The organism is Sphingobium sp. LSP13-1-1.1, from assembly GCF_040676415.1.
Taxonomy (GTDB): domain Bacteria; phylum Pseudomonadota; class Alphaproteobacteria; order Sphingomonadales; family Sphingomonadaceae; genus Sphingobium.
Genome location: NZ_JBEGHU010000010.1, coordinates 42,753 through 61,151, shown reverse-complemented (window position 1 = coordinate 61,151; position 18,399 = coordinate 42,753). Strand labels below are relative to the sequence as shown.

Annotated in this window: 22 protein-coding genes; 15 read left to right on the top strand and 7 right to left on the bottom strand. The window is 64.6% G+C overall.

The window, feature by feature from the left end:
- Window positions 1–154 precede the first annotated feature (154 nt).
- The 4 genes from MRBLSP13_RS07270 to MRBLSP13_RS07255 all read right to left on the bottom strand — a co-directional run bounded on the left by MRBLSP13_RS07270 (window position 155) and on the right by MRBLSP13_RS07255 (window position 2,915).
- Window positions 155–1,171 (bottom strand): sensor histidine kinase, encoded by a 1,017-nt coding sequence (locus tag MRBLSP13_RS07270; RefSeq protein ID WP_363753715.1) that lies wholly within the window; start codon window positions 1,169–1,171, stop codon window positions 155–157.
- Window positions 1,172–1,362: 191 nt separating this feature from the next.
- Entirely contained in the window at window positions 1,363–1,752 is a 390-nt protein-coding gene (locus tag MRBLSP13_RS07265) for a PRC-barrel domain-containing protein (protein WP_363753712.1), read from the bottom strand.
- Window positions 1,753–1,820: 68 nt separating this feature from the next.
- Window positions 1,821–2,267: a ferritin-like domain-containing protein gene (locus MRBLSP13_RS07260; protein ID WP_363737610.1), complete on the bottom strand. Its 447-nt coding sequence runs from the start codon at window positions 2,265–2,267 to the stop codon at window positions 1,821–1,823.
- Between the two features lie 63 nt (window positions 2,268–2,330).
- Entirely contained in the window at window positions 2,331–2,915 is a 585-nt protein-coding gene (locus MRBLSP13_RS07255; RefSeq protein ID WP_363737612.1) for a DUF4142 domain-containing protein, read from the bottom strand.
- A 324-nt stretch (window positions 2,916–3,239) separates the two neighbouring features.
- Between MRBLSP13_RS07255 and MRBLSP13_RS07250 the strand changes: the two genes are divergently transcribed.
- A complete protein-coding gene (locus MRBLSP13_RS07250) occupies window positions 3,240–3,497 on the top strand; it encodes a GlsB/YeaQ/YmgE family stress response membrane protein (RefSeq protein ID WP_363753709.1) in 258 nt (85 codons plus the stop codon).
- Window positions 3,498–3,711: 214 nt separating this feature from the next.
- Entirely contained in the window at window positions 3,712–4,065 is a 354-nt protein-coding gene (locus tag MRBLSP13_RS07245) for a MarR family transcriptional regulator (RefSeq protein ID WP_363753718.1), read from the top strand.
- Between the two features lie 36 nt (window positions 4,066–4,101).
- Here MRBLSP13_RS07245 and MRBLSP13_RS07240 read toward each other — a convergent pair whose 3' ends face one another.
- Complete coding sequence (locus MRBLSP13_RS07240) at window positions 4,102–4,905, bottom strand: SDR family oxidoreductase (protein ID WP_363753706.1); 804 nt, start codon at window positions 4,903–4,905, stop codon at window positions 4,102–4,104.
- Window positions 4,902–5,231 carry a nuclear transport factor 2 family protein gene (locus MRBLSP13_RS07235; protein ID WP_072894987.1) on the bottom strand — a complete coding sequence of 110 codons (330 nt, stop codon included), beginning with the start codon at window positions 5,229–5,231 and terminating at the stop codon, window positions 4,902–4,904. The genes MRBLSP13_RS07240 and MRBLSP13_RS07235 overlap by 4 nt, the downstream gene beginning before the upstream one ends.
- 119 nt (window positions 5,232–5,350) lie before the next feature.
- Here MRBLSP13_RS07235 and MRBLSP13_RS07230 point away from each other — a divergent pair, with 119 nt between their 5' ends.
- Together MRBLSP13_RS07230 and MRBLSP13_RS07225 are read left to right on the top strand one after the other, a co-directional pair.
- A complete protein-coding gene (locus tag MRBLSP13_RS07230) occupies window positions 5,351–6,244 on the top strand; it encodes a LysR family transcriptional regulator (RefSeq protein WP_072894990.1) in 894 nt (297 codons plus the stop codon).
- Between the two features lie 63 nt (window positions 6,245–6,307).
- The gene (locus MRBLSP13_RS07225) at window positions 6,308–7,420 is read left to right on the top strand and encodes a DNA alkylation repair protein (RefSeq protein WP_363753704.1); all 1,113 of its coding nucleotides are present in this window, start codon (window positions 6,308–6,310) and stop codon (window positions 7,418–7,420) included.
- 271 nt (window positions 7,421–7,691) lie between these two features.
- Here MRBLSP13_RS07225 and MRBLSP13_RS07220 read toward each other — a convergent pair whose 3' ends face one another.
- Window positions 7,692–7,961, bottom strand: coding sequence for a hypothetical protein (locus tag MRBLSP13_RS07220; protein WP_363753701.1), 270 nt, complete (start codon window positions 7,959–7,961; stop codon window positions 7,692–7,694).
- Window positions 7,962–8,485: 524 nt separating this feature from the next.
- Here MRBLSP13_RS07220 and MRBLSP13_RS07215 point away from each other — a divergent pair.
- The 11 genes from MRBLSP13_RS07215 (at window position 8,486) to rlxS (ending at window position 18,342) form a co-directional block, all read left to right on the top strand.
- Window positions 8,486–9,643 (top strand): ArdC family protein, encoded by a 1,158-nt coding sequence (locus tag MRBLSP13_RS07215; protein WP_363753698.1) that lies wholly within the window; start codon window positions 8,486–8,488, stop codon window positions 9,641–9,643.
- Window positions 9,640–10,056 (top strand): DUF2958 domain-containing protein, encoded by a 417-nt coding sequence (locus MRBLSP13_RS07210; protein WP_363753696.1) that lies wholly within the window; start codon window positions 9,640–9,642, stop codon window positions 10,054–10,056. The genes MRBLSP13_RS07215 and MRBLSP13_RS07210 overlap by 4 nt, the downstream gene beginning before the upstream one ends.
- A gap of 110 nt (window positions 10,057–10,166) precedes the next feature.
- A complete protein-coding gene (locus tag MRBLSP13_RS07205; protein ID WP_363753693.1) occupies window positions 10,167–12,050 on the top strand; it encodes a ParB/RepB/Spo0J family partition protein in 1,884 nt (627 codons plus the stop codon).
- A gap of 107 nt (window positions 12,051–12,157) precedes the next feature.
- Window positions 12,158–12,601 (top strand): hypothetical protein, encoded by a 444-nt coding sequence (locus MRBLSP13_RS07200; protein ID WP_363753691.1) that lies wholly within the window; start codon window positions 12,158–12,160, stop codon window positions 12,599–12,601.
- Between the two features lie 2 nt (window positions 12,602–12,603).
- Entirely contained in the window at window positions 12,604–12,927 is a 324-nt protein-coding gene (locus MRBLSP13_RS07195) for a hypothetical protein (protein ID WP_363753688.1), read from the top strand.
- Between the two features lie 315 nt (window positions 12,928–13,242).
- Complete coding sequence (locus MRBLSP13_RS07190) at window positions 13,243–13,563, top strand: DUF736 domain-containing protein (protein WP_363737631.1); 321 nt, start codon at window positions 13,243–13,245, stop codon at window positions 13,561–13,563.
- A gap of 359 nt (window positions 13,564–13,922) precedes the next feature.
- A complete protein-coding gene (locus tag MRBLSP13_RS07185) occupies window positions 13,923–14,147 on the top strand; it encodes a helix-turn-helix transcriptional regulator (protein ID WP_363753685.1) in 225 nt (74 codons plus the stop codon).
- Window positions 14,140–14,712 carry a S26 family signal peptidase gene (locus MRBLSP13_RS07180; protein ID WP_363753682.1) on the top strand — a complete coding sequence of 191 codons (573 nt, stop codon included), beginning with the start codon at window positions 14,140–14,142 and terminating at the stop codon, window positions 14,710–14,712. Before MRBLSP13_RS07185 ends, MRBLSP13_RS07180 begins: the two co-directional genes overlap by 8 nt.
- Complete coding sequence (locus MRBLSP13_RS07175; RefSeq protein ID WP_363753679.1) at window positions 14,700–15,329, top strand: lytic transglycosylase domain-containing protein; 630 nt, start codon at window positions 14,700–14,702, stop codon at window positions 15,327–15,329. The genes MRBLSP13_RS07180 and MRBLSP13_RS07175 overlap by 13 nt, the downstream gene beginning before the upstream one ends.
- Window positions 15,330–15,650: 321 nt before the next feature.
- Window positions 15,651–16,010 carry a hypothetical protein gene (locus tag MRBLSP13_RS07170; protein WP_363753676.1) on the top strand — a complete coding sequence of 120 codons (360 nt, stop codon included), beginning with the start codon at window positions 15,651–15,653 and terminating at the stop codon, window positions 16,008–16,010.
- A gap of 343 nt (window positions 16,011–16,353) precedes the next feature.
- Window positions 16,354–18,342 (top strand): relaxase/mobilization nuclease RlxS, encoded by a 1,989-nt coding sequence (gene rlxS / locus MRBLSP13_RS07165; RefSeq protein WP_363753674.1) that lies wholly within the window; start codon window positions 16,354–16,356, stop codon window positions 18,340–18,342.
- The last annotated feature ends 57 nt before the right edge of the window (window positions 18,343–18,399 follow it).

Below are 18,399 nucleotides of genomic sequence, written 5' to 3'. Positions count from 1 at the left end.
GATCGCTTCCATCGCCACCTTCGCCTTGAACTCGGCGCTGTAGCGCTTTCTCGTCGTCTTCATTCCCGTCCATTCCTTCAGGTCGGGATGAGCTTATCACCCTGTCCGAATTGCCGACACCACCTCATCCCGCCGTGATCACGGACCAGGAAGTTCAAACCTCGCTGTGCGTGACTGAGACCGTAGTTCCAGGGTATCCGCCCTCGGTTTCGACGGTGGCTTCCAGTTGATTGGCCAGTGCTTCGACAATGCTGGTGCCAAGACCCGGCCTGGCGTCCGCCAGCGACTCCGGTGTGCCCACGCCGTTGTCGCTGACTGACAATGTCCAGTTTGCTTCATGGGAGTGGTAATCGACCAGGATCTTGCCGCTGCGTTCGCCCGGGAAAGCATGCTTAAGCGCGTTAATCACCAGCTCGGTGACAATCAGCCCCAGACTGACCGAGATATCCGCGTTCACACTGCTGCCGTCGGCCGTAACCGCGATCGACAGTTGGCCATGATCGTGGATCATCGAAGCACCGAGGCTTTCGCAGAGTTGGGTGAAATAGCCACGCAGTTCGACATCGCCGAGCCTCGATGCCGCAAGCTGCTGTTGAAGGGTCGCGATCGACATTACCCGGTTGTGGGCGTCGTGGAGATGGCCTCGTGCCTCCTCGGATTGCACCCGCCGCGCGCTCTGCATGAGCACGCTGGCGATGATCTGGAGGCTGTTGGCAACGCGATGCTGGAGTTCCTTGAGCAGGATCGCCTTCTCGCGCAGCAGGTCATCCTTGAGTTTTTCGCTGATGCGCGCTTCGGTCACGTCGGAGATGGTCAGGAGCAGGCGAACCTGTTCGGTGTCGCCATAGTCGAGCTTCTGGGCATTGAGCATCAGCCGCCGTGGAGCGGCACCGCCCTTGAGGTCCATTTCATAAGCCTCGATCCTTGCATGACCGCAGAGCGTTGCGCTGAGCAGCGAGCGAAGCTGCGGTACGTCCCACTCACCGGCGCCGAGTTTGAATACAGGCCGTCCGGCCACGTTTTTCGGCACAAGAGCGAAGGCGGCGTAGAAGGATGAGCTGCCGGCTATCACGGTGAGATCTCCGTCGAGCAGCAGCGCAGGCGCGGTGGATGAGGCGAGGATCGCCAGCGCCAGATTGCGCACGACGTCAGGATGGATAACTCGGTTCACGATGATGCCCCTTTCCGGGGAAACCGGAAAGCTCGCGGGGTGAAAGCCGGGTCCGGGTAATCGCGAAGTGAAGGCTCTCAACGTGAGCGCAGGGATTCGCAGACGCACCTTAGCACGGTTTGCACGACCACCCTGCGTCTATTCGACACCGGTCAATTACCTATTTTTGCCGCCCCTTTATGGGCTGTTGATCAGCCGGTGGCGGCAGGCGGAAGCCGAAAATAGTCTGTCACGCGCCGGCCATAGGCATCGTCGAAGACAGGCGCTGAATCCGGCCGGAAGCTGGGGGCACCCTCCAGCAGCCGTTTGTCGATGGCGGCTGCATATCCACCCTGCGTCTCGTCATAGCGGAACGCCGACCAGGGTATGGGATGATAGCTCTGTCCCAGTCCGAGGAAACCGCCCGTGGACAGGATGACATAGGCCACCTGTCCGGTCCGCTCGTCGAGAATGAGTTGGTCGACGGTACCGAGCTTGTCACCATCGCGGCCATGCACTGTCTTGCCGCGCGCATCGTCGGCGGAAATCAGGATGCGGCTTGCGAAAGGACGGGCAACGGGTATTTCTGTATTGGTGGCCATGGCCATTCTCCGTTCAATAAATCTCCGGGGCGGCAGGCAATTACCCACCGCGCCGAAAATGTGCCTTCTCAGACCAGGCTGTGCTTGAGAGCGCTCGCCTGATCATGGCCGGCCTTAACCGAGGTGAAAGCATCGCGAATGATGGACCTCGTTGCCGGCGCCAGATCGGCATCCTTCAGCGCGATCTCGAACTTCGCCTTGATGTGGTCCTCGCCGCGCTCGACCTCCTCGATGATCGCCTTGTCGTTCTTGCCGGTGAACGCCTGTTTCAGGTCCATGAAGCTACGATGGGCGGCGCCGAGGAAGCTTGCGCTGTCCTGGGGCTTGCCGCCGATCGCGCGCACTTCGGCCTGCATCGAGGAGACGACCTGTCCGCGATCACGCGCGAAATCGGCGAACAGGGCCGCAAAACGGGTGCTCTTCGCATCTTCGGCAGCGTCCTCAAACCCCTTCATGCTGTCGAGGGTCGTGGTGATCAGTCCATTGAGGACGGAGATATCATGCTTGTCGTTCATGTCATGATCCTTGATTTGAAGGCGGCTGGCCGGCCAGGCTTTTTCCTTGGCCGGCCAGACCACTCAGTTCGCAGAGAGCGACGAAGGCAGGAGCGCGCTGCCCTGCTGAAGCTGTTGTTCGATGATCGGCACGCCGTTGCCGGCTACCTGCTTCAGCGACTGGTCGGCGCCATCTTCGGCATAACCCTTGTAGGTCGCCCAGTTGCCCTGCTGCACCTGGGCGGATTGGGTAAGATAAAGATTGTCAAATGACCCGCGCGGCGTACTGCGAAGCATCTTGAGCATCGAGGCGCGCTCGGCCGACAGGCGAGTGCTGGGCCGGGCGATCTTGCGCTGGTCGTTGCTCAGCGACGCCATCAGCGTCTGCTGGGAGGTCTTTGATTCCGAAATGATGCGCCGGGCATAGTCCTTGACATCGCTGCGTTGCGAGCGCGTCAGGCTGAGGCGGCTTGCCGCGATCTGGAACCCATTGGCATCGGAGGCGGCGGCGGAGAAAGCTGGGCCGTCGAGGCCGTGGATGGGAGCGGCGCCCACATTCATGCTCGAATAGCTGCCCGTGGTAGCCGGCGTCGTGGACTGGGCTGCCGCAATAGTCGCGGCGCCAAGTGCTGCCGTCCCGACGAGGACGGCGAAAACGTTATGTTTCATGGTGTTATTCCTTACAGACGCGGCATCCACAGGCTTTTGCCTGTGGAAAATCGGCGTCTGTTGTTGGGCTGGAAACGCACCATCCAGGATGGAAAGGCATCGCTTGGAGCATTCAGACAACGATCCGCACGTGACAATGTTACGGTCGGCAGATTTTATTTTTATTTTTCGCGCTAATATCATGAATAAGCGCCCAAACTATTTCATCTCGTCTGGTGTATCCAAAGTCTTTGGAACGCTTCTGCCAACTGAGGAGTTGGCAAATATTCCGGGCACGATGCGTCAATGCGGCCAAATCGTCTTCTGGATTGCAGGAGAACGGTTATGGGAATTATCATGTGGCTCGTCGTTGGCGGCGTTATCGGATGGCTTGCCAGCATCATCATGCGGACAGATGGTCAGCAGGGCATCATCCTCAATATCGTGGTCGGCATTATCGGCTCCTTCATCGGCGGCCTGATCCTCTCCCGAGGTGACATCAACAACGCCCCGCTCACAGTCATAACATTCCTGGTCTCGCTGGCTGGTGCGATCATATTGCTGGCGATCGTCAATCTCGTTCGTCGCGGTTCAATACGCTGATACTGTCCTCCGTACAGCCGCCCCGGGAGGCCATCGGCTCCCGCACCGTTAGAATCACGCCACATGTTCTGTACGATTGAGAGCTGCAACAGCTGTGCTTGATTAGCCGTGGCCTGCTCGCAAGCTCACATGAATGTAAGGCGAATGTCCGGTTGCGGAGAAACCGGCCACTCGCGCGGCTAGCTTGGACCGGCGGTTCCTGGTCGGTAGCGGAATGGGGAGTGCGGCGGCATCCCGACCGGATGCCCAAACCGTTGGAAGCGTGGCTCAGCAACTCGCCCTCGAATCGAGCACGCTCACACCCCTTCTCAAGCGGCTGGAAGCCGCGGGCCCGGTCCGCCGAACGCGAAACCCGGTCAATGAACGACAGGTCGTCATCGCACTTACGAAGGAGGGAGATGCACTTCGTTTTCGCGCGGGATGCCTGGGCGACACATTGCTTGAGGCATCGGGACAGACACCTGCTGCCCTCGCAAAACTGAACGGTGAGATCAACGAACTGCGTAACGCCGTCTATCGGCATAGTGGCGGCTGGGCGGTGTCCGAGACGCCGGCCGAAGCGGACTGAGTTTTCCTGCTCGTGGCCGGTGATCGTCCGGGTTGCTCAGACCGTCGGCACCGTACCGCCGTCGATCACATATTCCGTGCCGGTGATGCTGGCCGCACGGTCGGATGCGAGGAAGGCGATCAGGTCCGCCACCTCTTGCGGCTTCGCCGGACGCCCAATCGGTATCCCGCCGAGCGAGTCCATAATCATCTTCTTGCCCGCCTCGATATCTCCGCCGTGCTCGGCCGCGAGCCGCGTCGCCAGGTCGATGGATGCCTCCGTCTCGATCCAGCCGGGCGATACGCGCACGACGCGAACGCCTTGCGGTGAGACCTGCTTGGACAGGCTCTTGCTGTAGGTCGAAAGAGCAGCCTTCGCTGCGGCGTAGGCGGTGGTCGCCTCCGGCAGGGGCAGTTCGCGCTGGATGGACGTCACATGGATCACGACGCCGCTACGGCGCGTCACCATGGCCGGAACGAGTTCCCGGTCGAGCCGCACGGCCGGCATGAGGTTGAGGTCGAGTTCGCTTGCCCAGATCGCGTCGCTGAGGGCCTCGTAGCCCCCAGCCGGAGCCGAGGAGCCGCCGAGCATGTGGACGATGATATCCACGCCACCCATCCGTTCCTTCACGGCAGCCGCCAATGCTAAGCAACCGTCCGCGCTTGTCAGATCGGCCGCGACGAACAGCGATTCCGGAAAGTCATCGGGCAGGGTTCGGGCGGTCGTCAGAACCTGCGCTCCGAGTTCCCGAAAGAGATTGACGGTTGCGGCGCCCGCACCGCGCGTGCCGGAGGTAATCAGCGCGCGCTTTCCGCCCAGATCGAGGAACGGATGGCTATCGCCTGGAACGGGCACGCTCACAGCGTGATCTCCAGCCCAGCGATCTTTTGCCCTTCAAGGACGAACAGATAGCGCAGGTCCACGGGACTTCCGGGGAAATCACCAGCGAGATGGCTGAACACGGTCGTTCGCTCGCCTTCCGTCGAGATCGAGAAGGGCTCCACGCTGTAGGTGTACTTGGTGGAGGAGTCTGCCTTCCATTGCCGGATGGCGTCGCGTCCAGTGTAGGTATGTCCCTCGTCCATGACGACGGCGGCATTGGTGAAGCAGTCGGCAACAGCTTCAGCGCTTCGTTTCCTGTCGGCGTCGAAATAGTCGGCGATAATTTCGGGCAACTTGAGGGTCATTATACGTCTCCATTGTTCCGGAAAAGCGCTTTGCTTCTCCTGGTGACGCCAACTTAGGGCTGGACCTTTGCGATGATAATCGGGATAGATCGTCATGCGATGTTGCGAAAAGTAGGACAATGCACCAGGACGGTTTGGTCGAGTTTGATGCGGTATTGGCCATCGCACGGCGCGGATCGTTCCGGGCGGCCGCGCTGGAGCTTGGTCTGTCGACTACCGCGCTGAGTAATGCCATCGCAAAGCTGGAACGGCAGCTCGGCGTCCGCCTGTTCAATCGCACGACCCGAAGCGTTGCCCTGACTGACGCTGGACGCAAGTTTGTCGATCAGGTTGGCCCTGCAGTTAGGAATATTCATGATGCGATGGACATCGCGCGTTCGCAACAGGAGACGCCCTCCGGAACGCTCCGTATCAACGCCTTCCCAACGGCAGCCCGTGAAATCCTCGAGCCGCTCCTTTTACAATTCCTGCGTCGCTATCCCCAGGTGCATGTCGATCTCGTCACCGAGGGGCGGATCGTGGACATCGTGGCCGAGGGTTTCGATCTCGGCCTTAGGAGTGCCGACCTTGTTCCCAGCGACATGATCGCCATCCCCGTCGGCCCACCCCGCAGCTTTGCCGTCGTTGCGACCCCTGCTTACTTCAAGGCGAATGAAAAGCCTCGCGTCCCTCCCGACCTGCTGGGCCATGCGTGCCTTCGCATCCGGCTCCCAAACGGTGCGCTGCACCGCTGGCAATTCGAGAAAGACGGGCAGCCTGTTCAGATAGACGTGCACGGCCCGATCACGCTCGATGAGGCCAGTCTCTCGCGTATCGCGGTGCTGGACAATGTCGGCATAGGCTACTTCATGGAGTCCGACATCCGCGAAGACATCGAGGCAGGGCGTCTCGTTCGCGTTCTGGAAAACTGGACCCCGCCGTTGGTGCCTTTGTGTCTCTACTATCCCAGCCGGCGCAATCCATCGGCTGCATTCAAGGCTTTGATCGGAATGGCCCGTCAAATCGCCGGATGACGGCAAGCCGGGCGCATTGTTCAAAGGTCATTTGGCGACAATGAGATTGGAAACGGCTTCGCGATGACGGACGAGACTACACCTGCCTTGCTCAAGGACATACTCGGTCCGCAGGCGCTGACCATCATCGCCGACGCTGGCGGTTCAGTATCGGCGCGCTTCGATCGCGCCAGCTTTCTCAGCGCCGCGTCGGAAGGACTCGATGCGCTGTCGATCATGGAGCGCGTGCGCCATATCGCTGACGCCCTCCATGTCGCACTACCGGCCCGATATGAGGTTGCGCTTGAGATCATCCGTGCCATGGCGCCACAACTCACCCATGGTTTCCAGGTGGTCGCTGTCACCGAGTTCGTGGCGCGATACGGGCTTGGCGATTTCGACAGATCGCTGGATGCGCTTACCGATCTTACCCGCTTCGGATCCGCCGAATTCGCCATTCGCCCATTTCTCGCTCAGGATAGCGGGCGGACCCTTGCCGTCATGGAAGGGTGGGCCAGCCATGCTGACGAGCATGTCCGTAGGCTTGCCAGCGAAGGCAGCAGGCCAAGGTTGCCATGGGCATCGCGCATCCCGGCTCTTCGGGACGACCCGACGCTCGCAGCCTCAATCCTCGAAGCGCTCAAGGCTGATCCCAGCGCTTATGTTCGCAAGTCGGTCGGCAACCATCTCAACGATATCGCAAAGGATCGCCCGGACTGGCTACTGGATCGTCTTGCCGGGTGGCCGACCGACAACCCTCAAACGGTCTGGATCATCCGTCATGCGTTGCGCACGTTGATCAAGAAGGGCGAACCGCGCGCGCTGGCTCTCATTGGCGTTGAGCACGGCGCCTCAGTCACGGTACGCCGCTTTTCGATTGAGCCTCAGGTTGTGCGTCTGGGCGAAACAATCGCTGTCGATGCCGAACTCCTGTCGACTTCCCCCGATAATCAACGCCTGGTCGTCGATTATCGCGTCCACTATGCGTGTGCCGGCGGCAAGACTGCGGCCAAAGTTTTCAAGCTGAGGACATTTGACCTTTCCGCCGGGCAATCCGTGAAGCTTGGACTACGCCAAGCTATCCGGGATTTCAGTACGCGGCGCCATCATCCCGGCCGCCACGAGGTCGAACTCATCATCAATGGACTGACCATGGCAAGCACTGCGTTCGACATCGCGAGCGATCCCGCCGCCTGAGGCAACCACAGCAGCCATCGGCCAGATTTGTCGCTCCCCCTTTTTCAGCGCGAGGCTGCTCAAGGGATTTAAACATTTGCTCGCAAGCGGCCTCGCTTAGGATCCGGCCACGCAGCCCTCGAAGACATTGGCGCTCGCGGAGAAGCTTGGTTTCCAGCTCCGTTAAGCGGAGCGGGTCTTCAGGTTGGGATGAACGGCAGGTTCTGTCATGGGCGGCCGTTCACCCGATGACTACCGAACGACGTATGCTGGTCGGAAATTGCCGGTCGCGCTAGCGGCTCGGGAATGGAATAACCGTGGCGCTGTCAAGAAAGGAGGCCATGCCTTCCTCGGAAACCGCCTGTCGGAATGCATCCAGAGCGGCCGCGTCCGTAGCGAACTGATCATCCCCCACCGTCGAAGTGCCACTGGAGTTGACCACTTCGAGAGACCAGTCGGGTTCGTCCTCGAGCCGGACAATATTGACTTCCACGGTGACACCGTCCTGTGTGACGGTGCCGGAAAGTCCGGAAACGACAAGATTGGGATCACGATCGGCCATGGACATAATCTATGGTGCCGAGGTGGTCGTGTAAATCACACTCTGTCGGTGGAAAGAGAGAGCGGTCCTCGAAGGCGCCTCGCGCCTGACGGCGCGACCGCGCTCGATGGCTCGGCGACGTCAAAGGCTTTCCGTCCTCTTCGCCACCGAGCCCCGGATTTCACCGGGTCTCGTCCTGACGGTAACGATCGGCTGGCGCTAGCGGACGGGCTGTGCCCGTCCTTGACGCGGTCGCCGCGCGGGTGCGCGGCGGCGCTGTTGGTGGCCTCTCCCGGTCAAGCGCGGGTGGTCGGCGCTCCCTGCTAGGCCCGCCCGCGTCGCCGGCAAGCCGGCCCTCGACTGCGCTCGGGACCGGCTCCTCCACTATCGTTCCGGCCCTGCGCCACCCCGTCGCTGGCGCGACGGGGACCCCGGCTTGGGTGCAGGCGCCGCTCGCGGCGGGCCTTTCCGGTCGCATCTTGCCGCCTACCCCCGCTTTTCCGGGGAGGCCATGGTGGTTTTCGGGCGGCTTGAGGAGGTGAACGATGCGTTCTTCCACTTGTCCCAGCGCGACCGGCAAGGGTCGCAAACCCCACGCGAACAAGGGCGGGCAAGCGGTGCCGGCCAAGACCCGGACGGAAAGTGTAGGGGCCGAGGCATCCCGAGCGAACCTCTATGACGAGGTGACGGCGCGGATCATCGGCGAGCTTGAGGCAGGCCGTTTCCCATGGGTTCAGCCGTGGGGCCAGCCCGATGCGGACGGCGGCGCGATCGGTCCCGGCCTGCCGCGCAATGCGCTGACCGCACGGCGCTATTCGGGTGTCAACGTCCTGATCCTGTGGGGCGCGGTGATCGAACATGGCTATCCCTCGCAGGGCTGGCTGACCTTCAAACAGGCGCTGGAGGCAGGCGGCTGCGTCCGCAAGGGCGAGCGTGGCACCACCGTCGTCTATGCCGACCGATTTGTTCCGAAGCAGACGGATGGAGCGGGGCTCCGGGGGAGCGCCGCGCCGTCTGCTAGGGGCGAATGGCCCGAAGCCGAGAAGGCCCGCGCCCGCGACGAGGGCGGCGAGGCGCGCGCCATTCCCTTCCTGAAGCGCTTCACCGTGTTCAACGTGGCGCAGTGCGAGGGACTGCGTGCCGGGCTGTGCCCCGAACCCGCGCCTTTGCCCGAACGTGAGATCGTGCCGGTCGCCGAGGAAGTGATCGCGGCGAGCGGCATCGATTTCCGCGTCGGCGGCAACCGTGCTTTCTATGCTCCGGCGCACGACTATGTCCAGGTGCCGCCGCAACCGGCCTTCTTCGAGCAGATCAATTATTACCGGACCTGCCTGCACGAACTGACCCACGCCACCGGCCACGGCTCGCGGCTGGCGCGCAATCTTACGACCGGCTTTGGCACCAAGGACTATGCCCGCGAGGAACTGGTCGCCGAAATGGGATCGGCTTTCCTCTGCGCCGCACTCGGTATCGTGCCGACCGTCCGCCATGCCGACTATCTGGCAAGCTGGCTGGACGTGCTGCGCGAGGATAATCGCGCGATCTTCCGCGCAGCGAGCGCGGCCAGCAAGGCCGCCGACTGGTTGCTGGCGAAGCACGCCGCCGCCCAAGCCGAAACCGTCCAACCCGAGGCCGTTCAAACCGACGCTACCCAAGGCGACACTTCCCGCAATGACTTTGGTGAACGGAGGGCTGCGGCATGATCCTGCTCACCCCCGAACTTCACGCGGCACTGCGCATGAACGCCGACCGTGCTGACGAGAGCGCCCATGACCCCGTGCCGGTCATCAAATTGTTCAACCCGCTGGGCGCGGCGACATGGCTTGCGACCGAATTGCTTGACGATGGTGATACGCTGTTCGGCCTCGCCGACCTGGGGTTTGGCTGTCCCGAACTCGGCTATTTCTCGCTCGGCGAGATCGCGCGGCTATATTTGCCGTTCGGCCTGACCATCGAACGCGACATCGGCTTTTCGACCAGCACCAGCCTGTCGGTCTGGGCCGACACCGCGCGCCGGGTCGGTTCGATCAGCCAAGCCCAATCGATCATCTGGCGCATCGAAGCAGCGCCGGTTCCCGAGCTTCCGTCCGATCCCGACGCGGGGAACGGCGGATGACGCGCGGCGCGTAACGCCGCTTTTCGCAAAGCCGGTCCGCCAACCCCGGAAAGATCGACGGACCGGTGAGGGAGGCAAGCGACTCCCGAACCCTCACAAGGAGTGCTGACATGAAACTCGAATTCATCCCGCTCGACAAGCTGGTCGTGAGCAAGGCCAACATGCGCTACGGAAGGAAGGCTCCCGATGTCTCCGACATCCTGCCGACCGTGCGCAGCCGTGGCGTTATCCAGCCGGTTATCGTCCGCCCCAATTGCGCACCCGACGGCTACGAGATCGTCGCCGGAAGCCGCCGCTTCCATGCCGCGAAGATCGTCGCCGAGGAACGCTGCGCGGCCAAGGACGGCGCTGCCGAAGCCGATACCGACACCGCACTGCTGCCCTGCGCGATCCTCGACGCAGGCGACGATGCCGCCGCCGTCGAAGCCTCGCTGATCGAAAATCTGGCGCGGCTCGACCCCGACGAAGTGACGCAGTGGGAAACCTTCACCCGGCTGGTCAAGGAGGGCCGCAAGGTCGAGGACATCGCCGCGACCTTCGGCCTGCCCGACCTCACGGTCAGGCGGGTGCTGGCGCTCGGCAACCTGCTCCCCGCGATCCGCGACCTTTACCGCCGGGAAGAGATCGACGCTGCCACCGTGCGTCATCTGACCATGGCTTCGAAGAGCCAGCAAAAGGCATGGCTGGCGCTCGCCGACGACGAGAATGCCTATCTGCCGACCGGCCACCAGTTGAAATCATGGCTGTTCGGCGGGCAGTCGATCCCGGCCCGCCACGCGCTGTTCGACGTGGAGGCGAGCGGCCTTGCGACCATCGCCGACCTGTTCGGCGAGGACCGCTATGTCGCCGATGCCGATGCCTTCTGGACGGCGCAGAATGCCGAGATCGAGGCGCACCGCGCGGCCTATGTCGAACAGGGCTGGGCCGACGCGATCATCGTGCCGCCGTCCGAACATTTCTCAACATGGGAATATGAGAAGGCGGGCAAGCGCAAGGGCGGGCGCGTCTATATCGACGTGCGCGCGACCGGCGAGGTGATCGTCCATGAAGGCTATGTGTCCGGCAAGGAAGCCCGCCGGATCGCCAAGGCCGAGGGGTCGGAGAGCGGGACCGGGACCGGCCAGAACGCGGCGCGGCCCGAGGTGACATCGACCATGCAGACCTATGTGAACCTGCATCGCCATGCCGCCGTCCGCACCGCGCTGACTGGCCATCCGGCCATCGCTCTACGCTTGATGGTGGCGCATGCCATCGGCGGTTCGCACCTCTGGCGCGTCACGCCCGAGCCGCAATCCACCCGCAACGATGAGGTGCGCGACAGCCTCGACAACAGCGAGGCCGAGGCCGATTTCGACGAGCGCCGCCGTGCCGTGCTGGCGGTTCTCGGCTTCTCCGCCGAGGAACCGACCGTGACCGGGGGCAATGGCGACGACTATGGTGTCGTCGGCATCTTCCACCGGCTGCTCGACCTACCCGATGCGGTTGTCATGGAGGTGATCGCCATCGTCATGGGCGAAACCTTGGCGTCGGGCAGCGCCGCCGTCGAGGCGGTGGGAATGGAGATCGGCGTCGATATGGCCCGCTGCTGGCGGGCCGACGATGCCTTTTTCGAGCTGATCCGCGACCGGGAAGTGCTGACCCGAATCGTCGCCGAGGTGGCGGGCGAAACCGTCGCCAGCGCCAATGCGGGCGAGAAGACCAAGACGCTGAAACGCATCGTCCGCGATCATCTCGACGGCACCAACGGACGCGCACGGCGCGAGAATTGGGTGCCGCGCTGGATGGCGTTCCCGCCCGCCGCCTACACGGCGCGCGGCGGTGTCGGCACCGTCGCGGCCCATGCCAAGGCACAGGCCGCGCGCGAGATCGAGCGGTTCCGCCCGAGCGACGACGATCCTGATCCGACCGCACCCGGCGCGGCGATAGCCCTGCCGGTTGAAGGGAGTCCCGTGCCTCCCTTCAACGGCGAAGAGGCCGACCGCCTCGCCGCTTGATCCATTGCGGGCGGCGGGAAGCCGCCGCCCGCATCCTTGCCATTGTCGAAAATTCAGCCGCGCGCCCTCGCCCTGATGGGCTCGGCCGCGCGGGAAAGGAGACCATCATGGCCGACCGCGTATCCGCGAGCATCACCATCGGCGGCACCCTGCCGCGATCCCTCCTGCCCGATCTCGCTGCTCTCGTTCAGGAGCAGGGACTGTCCACCGAATGGGACGGCGAAACCTTCACGCCCGCGATGTTTCGCGAGGGCGTGCCGCTTGAACTCATGGCGCATGAAGTGGCCCGGGGCCGGTTCGAGGGCCTCGAAAGCTGGTGCATCACGCATGGCTTGTCCTTCGCCCGCTGGTCAGGCGCCTATTCCGGCCAATGGGGCGCCGAGCGGGCGGTGTTCACCGGCGAGGGCGAGGTGCAGTGCTATGCCGCCGACGAGGACGATTATCTCCTGATCGGCCGTTGCACCGTAGAACGTCTCGGCAGCTACGAGGCGATCCTCGCCCACTTCGCGGCGGGCGATTTCGCCGTGCCGCCGCTGCGGCTGATGCCCTGAATATGCGCCGCGCCCCGGCCTGCTGGCGCGGGCCGTGGCGCGGCTATTCCCTTGTACTCATCAGCGTGGGCGCACGCACCAGTCGGGCTTGCGCCAGCGCGGCCGCGATCAGCAGCAGCGCGGCGCAGCTCGCCGGCAGGCGGATGGCGATCATCGACATGGCGCTGACCTTACCGCCTTTCGTACCGCACCAGGAACCCTGGCCCGTCGTTGTCCGCCGCACAACCGGCAATGGCGGCAGCGTCGCGGTGCGTGCCCTGGACGATCGATCCGTTGGTGCGGCGGTGCGTCCGCGCAGTCCACGACCAATCCATCGCGAGGGTTGAACCGGCGGCATTGTCGTCGTTACCACTGCGTGTCCCACACCGTTTTCGGCTCCTCGGGCGCATGACCTGGGACGGCCGCAGTCCCGCCAAACCATCGCCGTGCGGCTTATTTCCCCGCCCGCGCCCACCCCACGCGGCACACCGCTTGGGGACCCCGAGCTTGCGGGCTCCTCGCGGGCGCTGCGCTTCAAATAAGTCTCCGGCTCCGGTCCTCCGCTGCCGCTCCGGCCTCCGGTTCGCAGGCCTGCTTCGACCGTCCCTCCGGTCCGCCCATCGCCCGGAAACGGTTCGGGGCGACTTTTCAGGAGACGAACAATGCCAGCCATCGGTTATGTCACCCGCGACGGAAACGGCTTCAAGGGCCAGCTCAAGACGCTCTCGATCCGCACCGACATCGAGATCATTCCCAACACCCGCAAGTCCGGCGACACCCAGCCCGACTATCGCGTGTCGGCGGCAGGCGTCGAGGTCGGGGCCGGATGGGTCCGGCGCGGCGAAATGAGCGGCCGCGACTATGTGTCGCTGTCGCTCGCCGCCCCCGAATTCGGCCCGCGCCGGCTCTACGCCAATCTCGGCCGCGCCGCCGGGCAGGACGACGACGACGCCTTCGCGATCATCTGGAACCCGGCCGATTGAGCGAGCCGCCCCGCGCCCGAGCCGGGTGCGGGGCATAAAGCGGTGCGCCGGATTTGCCATAGCTCGCGAGGGACTCTGCAGGCGGGGGCGTCTGCACCGTCCGCCTTCCGTTGCACGGACGAAAGCCCGTGCCACCCGATTCAACCCACACCGCTTTATACGAAATCGAGCCTCAGGATTCCGGCCGACTGAACCCGCCGCGCCACGTCCCGCAAGGGCGCGGGGCATCGCCACCGGCCCGAAACGAGGGGGGTCGGAATCGCATGGGTCGATTTGCGACCCTGCCGAAGACGGCCGGATCGATCCAATCCGCGCTCATCAGCCGGCGCACGATGCGCCGGCCCACATGGACTGGAATCATGGACGACACCGCCGAACGTGCGCAGGCTGCGCGCGAGACCTGCCCCTTCCTCACCGCCAAGCAGGCGGCCTTTCATCTCGACCTCGCCTACTCGACGCTGAAGCGCCTGCGCCAGACGGGAACTGGTCCGAAATGCCGCCTGCATGGCCGCACCTGGCGCTATCATATAGACGATATCGAGGCGTGGTCGGCGGCCCGCGCGCGCGGAGGCGATCGTGGTTGAGCGCCGCGACCTGCCGCTTTTCGCCTGGGGCAACGCGCTGCGCGCCGCCCGCGCACGCCGCACGAGGCTGCGCCGCCGCGCCGCGGTGATGGGCGCCGGAATCGCCTGCCTCGGCCTCACGATCGCGCTGCCACCGCTGCCCCGGCTGGTCTGGAACGCGAGCGCCAGCGCGCCGATCGGCCTCTATTCGGTCTCACCCGGTGCAGTGCTCAAACGCGGCGACATGGTGATCGCCTGGCCACCGGCCGAAGCGCGGCACCTGGCCGCGAGCCGCCACTATCTGCCCAGCAACGTGCCGCTAGTGAAGCGCGTCGCCGGCATTGCCGGAGACACGATCTGCGCGGTCGATCGCGCGGTGACGGTGGACGGCCGGCCCGTTGCGGTGCGCCGTGCCGCCGATGCTGCGGGCCGCGAACTACCCGCATGGCACGGGTGCATCCGGCTGGCCCCAAGCATGGTCTTCCTGCTCATGACCGAGACCCCGGACTCGTTCGATGGGCGCTATTTCGGGCCGACACTGGCGCAGGATGTGATCGGCAAGGCGACCCCGCTGTGGCTGCGCTGAGGGTTTTCGCGGTTACCGTCGCGCTGCTTGCGGCGACGCCCGCCGCCGCCGATCCACCGAGAACCGATCCGGTATCCGGCTGGCGGGCGGAGATCGCCGAGGCATCCGCGCGGTTCGGCGTGCCGGTGGCGTGGATCGAGCGGGTGATGCGCGCCGAAAGCGGTGGCCAGACCATGCTTGGCGGGCGACCAATCACCTCCAGGGCGGGCGCGATAGGCCTTATGCAATTGATGCCGGCGACCTGGGCGGCGATGCGGGCCGCGCACGGTTTGGGCGCCAATCCTCATGATCCGCACGACAATATCCTCGCAGGGACAGCCTATCTGCGCGCGATGTATGATCGCTTTGGCTATCCTAGGCTGTTCGGTGCCTACAATGCCGGCCCGAGCCGTTATGCCGCGCATCTCGCATCTGGCCGCGCACTGCCGGCCGAAACGCGCGCCTATCTCGCAATGGTGTCGGGCACGCCGTCGGGTCCTTCGCAATCCTTGCCTCAGCAGCAGCCACCCGCACTGTTCATCACGCTTCGGACCAGCAACACATCGGCCGACCCATCGCCATCGCGCGCGCCGGATGAACCGCCCGATACCCTGTTCGCGGTTCGCGCACCCCGCTGATCCAGCATATCCGGCAGCCTCAAACAGCGCCTGTTGAGAGGGCACGGCGCGACGGCAGACGTTGGAGGGGCTCGTCTCGGCAAGGCCCAGCATGACGGGCGGCGAAGCGGCTGTGCAAGGCCAGCGGCCCCTCCAATTTTGCCGCGAAATAGAGCGTGCTTCGCACGCGCGCTTCCTTGTTTTGCGCGCAACAAAATCGGTTCCTCCGCCGCCGCTGCGCGGCGCTTCCGGCTTCGCCTCCAGCGGTCCTGACAGCCGCTCCGCCACCCGTCTTCGGAGGGCTGTCCTCAATGAGGAGGATTTCAAGCGAAGGAGGCGATCATGACCATGTTTCAATCCATCGGTGCGGCGTCGGACCGCGTGGTGGCAACGCTGGTGGCGGGGCTCGAAATCGAATTCGGACGGGGCGCGGGCGAGGCGCTGGCGCAGCGGTTCCTGGAGGCTGAGGAGAGCGATTTCCTGTGGGATGCGAGGGCGTCGGAGCGTTGGCTCGGGGCGTATGAGAGCATCGATGAAGAGGATTTCGAGCTCGATCGGGTGGCGATCGTCGGCCGGCTGGATGGCCGCTGGTTCGTCGCGGTGAGCATCGTCGATGGCGATGGCAACGCACATGGATTGATGGGGCGGCGCAGCTTCAGGAGCGAACGCCAGGCACGCGAAGCCGTTGCGGCGACGCATTGATCGGGGCATCGGAAACGCCGGGACAGGGTGCCGGACAGGCATCGTGTCCCGGCTTCTTTTTGCCTCGGCTCGGGCGAAATGGACGGGCAGCAGGATGGCGGAAATAGGCGGCAGGAGCGGTTCAGACGGGAGGGCGGCGTAAGGCAAGATAAAGCTATGGCACTGCCGTTCCATAAACCTTTGTCTGCACATCGTTATTTGGCCGGATCGACGGCACTGCTCTTGACGTGCTGGTGCCATTGCCTGCGAAACTGGCGGAAATCCGCGACGCTCAGTGGCACCGGTTTTCATCTGTTAGGGCGCAGGTCATGCTCGCCCGCCCAAGCCTTTCGGAAGCAGGAAGATGGCCGACGACGACAACTTCGAGCCGCGCCTTGGACGCCAGCGCAGCCAGGGTGGCAAGCTCCCCCGACGCTATCTCGGCCGCGTGCTCGCCGCCGCCAATCTCGCGCGCGGCGGCGGGGTTGGAAGCAGGCCTGTCAGCAGGAACTTCACCGGCAGCCGGATCGGGCGCGGCGCGGGTGTTGGCCGCCTGCTCGCCAGCCGTGGTGGCCATGCCACCGCGAGCCGGCGCCGCGTCATCGTCAAGGCGAGCGTGGTCAAGCTCGCCGGCAAGGGCGCGTCGGCCGCCGCCGCGCACCTGCGTTACCTCCAGCGCGACGGCACCACGCGCGATGGGGCACGGGGCGCACTCTATGGCCCCGACGCCGATGCAGTCGATGGCAAGACGTTCGGCGAGCGCGGGGTCGGCGATCGCCACCAGTTCCGCTTCATCGTGTCGCCGGAGGACGGCGACCAATATGACGATCTGAAACCCCTGACCCGGCGGCTGATGGCGCGCATGGAGGAGGATCTCGGGACCAAGCTCGACTGGGTCGCGGTCGATCATTTCAACACTGGCCATCCGCACACGCATATCGTGGTGCGCGGGAAGGACGGGCGCGGCGCCGATCTGATCCTCGCCCGCGACTATATGACGACCGGCATCCGCGAACGCGCCGCCGAGCTGGTCGACCTCGACCTCGGGCCGCGCACGCAGCGCGAAATCCAGCAGTCGCTGCGCGCCGACGTGGAGCAGGAGCGGCTGACCTCGATCGACCGGGCCTTGCTCAAGGGCGCGGACGCCGAGCGGGTGGTGGCGAGCCACGGCCGCGATGCCTTCGACCAGACGCTGCGCTCCGGCCGGCTGGCGAAGCTGGCCCGGCTTGGCCTCGCCGAGCCGCTCGGTGCCGGCCGCTTCCGCCTCGCGCTCGACCTCGCCGACACGCTCCGGGCTTTGGGCGAGCGCGGCGACATTATCCGCACGATGCAGCGCGAATTTTCCCGCGCCGCTTTTGAACAAGCGCCCGCCGACCAGGCGATATACGATCCCTCTGCGCGCGATGCGCGTCCGCTGGTCGGTCGCGTACTGGCGCGCGGGCTCGCCGACGAACATGCCGATCGCCAATACCTGATCGTCGATGGCACGGATGGGCGCAGCCATTATGTCGGGATCGGCAAGGGTGCGGAGACCGATGCGGTTTTGACCCATGGCTCCGTCGTGCGCATCGAGCCGATCCGGCCCGAGGTGCGCGAGGTCGATCGCACTGTCGCCAAGATCGCGGCCGCCAATGGCGGACTCTACGACGTGGACGCCCATCTGCGCTACGATCCGACCGCGACCGAAGCCTTTGCCGAGACCCATGTCCGGCGGCTTGAGGCGATGCGGCGGACAGCGGGCATCGTCGAGCGTGAGCCGTCGGGGCACTGGGTCATCGCGCTCGATCATCTCGATCGGGTGGAAGCCTATGAGGCAGCCCGCCTGCGGGACCGTCCGGTCGCGATCACCTTGCTGTCGGCACAGCCGATCGAGCGGCTGGTCGATGCCGACGCCGCGACCTGGATCGACCGGGATCTGGTATCGGGCATGCCCGAGCCCTTCCGCGATGCTGGGTTCGGCCACAACCTGCGCGATGCCCAGGCGCGCCGCCGGCAGTGGCTGGTGGCGCAGGGATTTGCCGAGGAAACGGGCAGCGGCACGATGTTTCCCAATGGTATGATTGCGGCACTCCAGCGGCGCGAGTTGCTGCGGGTCGCGGGGCAGCTTTCCGGCGAGATCAAGATGCCGTTTCGGGAAGCTGCCGAAGGCGACCGTATCGAGGGCGTTTATCGGCGGTCGGTCGATCTCGTCATCGGGCGATTCGCGCTGATCGAAAGGGCGCGGGATTTCACGCTGGTGCCATGGCGACCGGTCCTGGAGCGCCAAGTAGGAAAATCGGTCTCGGGATTGATGCGCGGCGACGGCATCAGCTGGTCGATCGGGCGCGGTCGGAGCGGGCCGGTGATTTCGTGATCGACCGAGGCATGCCGTCGCTCGTCGTAAGACAAAGGCTGTCGGTGCCGCGACCAT

What these genes read in the sequence shown, in the direction of transcription:
- MRBLSP13_RS07265 (WP_363753712.1), bottom strand. Translation starts at nt 1,752, where the DNA reads ATGGCCACCAATACAGAAATACCCGTTGCCCGTCCTTTCGCAAGCCGC.
- MRBLSP13_RS07260 (WP_363737610.1), bottom strand. Translation starts at nt 2,267, where the DNA reads ATGAACGACAAGCATGATATCTCCGTCCTCAATGGACTGATCACCACG.
- MRBLSP13_RS07255 (WP_363737612.1), bottom strand. Translation starts at nt 2,915, where the DNA reads ATGAAACATAACGTTTTCGCCGTCCTCGTCGGGACGGCAGCACTTGGC.
- MRBLSP13_RS07250 (WP_363753709.1), top strand. Translation starts at nt 3,240, where the DNA reads ATGGGAATTATCATGTGGCTCGTCGTTGGCGGCGTTATCGGATGGCTT.
- MRBLSP13_RS07245 (WP_363753718.1), top strand. Translation starts at nt 3,712, where the DNA reads ATGGGGAGTGCGGCGGCATCCCGACCGGATGCCCAAACCGTTGGAAGC.
- MRBLSP13_RS07235 (WP_072894987.1), bottom strand. Translation starts at nt 5,231, where the DNA reads ATGACCCTCAAGTTGCCCGAAATTATCGCCGACTATTTCGACGCCGAC.
- MRBLSP13_RS07230 (WP_072894990.1), top strand. Translation starts at nt 5,351, where the DNA reads ATGCACCAGGACGGTTTGGTCGAGTTTGATGCGGTATTGGCCATCGCA.
- MRBLSP13_RS07225 (WP_363753704.1), top strand. Translation starts at nt 6,308, where the DNA reads ATGACGGACGAGACTACACCTGCCTTGCTCAAGGACATACTCGGTCCG.
- MRBLSP13_RS07220 (WP_363753701.1), bottom strand. Translation starts at nt 7,961, where the DNA reads ATGGCCGATCGTGATCCCAATCTTGTCGTTTCCGGACTTTCCGGCACC.
- MRBLSP13_RS07215 (WP_363753698.1), top strand. Translation starts at nt 8,486, where the DNA reads ATGCGTTCTTCCACTTGTCCCAGCGCGACCGGCAAGGGTCGCAAACCC.
- MRBLSP13_RS07210 (WP_363753696.1), top strand. Translation starts at nt 9,640, where the DNA reads ATGATCCTGCTCACCCCCGAACTTCACGCGGCACTGCGCATGAACGCC.
- MRBLSP13_RS07205 (WP_363753693.1), top strand. Translation starts at nt 10,167, where the DNA reads ATGAAACTCGAATTCATCCCGCTCGACAAGCTGGTCGTGAGCAAGGCC.
- MRBLSP13_RS07200 (WP_363753691.1), top strand. Translation starts at nt 12,158, where the DNA reads ATGGCCGACCGCGTATCCGCGAGCATCACCATCGGCGGCACCCTGCCG.
- MRBLSP13_RS07195 (WP_363753688.1), top strand. Translation starts at nt 12,604, where the DNA reads ATGCGCCGCGCCCCGGCCTGCTGGCGCGGGCCGTGGCGCGGCTATTCC.
- MRBLSP13_RS07190 (WP_363737631.1), top strand. Translation starts at nt 13,243, where the DNA reads ATGCCAGCCATCGGTTATGTCACCCGCGACGGAAACGGCTTCAAGGGC.
- MRBLSP13_RS07185 (WP_363753685.1), top strand. Translation starts at nt 13,923, where the DNA reads ATGGACGACACCGCCGAACGTGCGCAGGCTGCGCGCGAGACCTGCCCC.
- MRBLSP13_RS07170 (WP_363753676.1), top strand. Translation starts at nt 15,651, where the DNA reads ATGACCATGTTTCAATCCATCGGTGCGGCGTCGGACCGCGTGGTGGCA.
- rlxS (WP_363753674.1), top strand. Translation starts at nt 16,354, where the DNA reads ATGGCCGACGACGACAACTTCGAGCCGCGCCTTGGACGCCAGCGCAGC.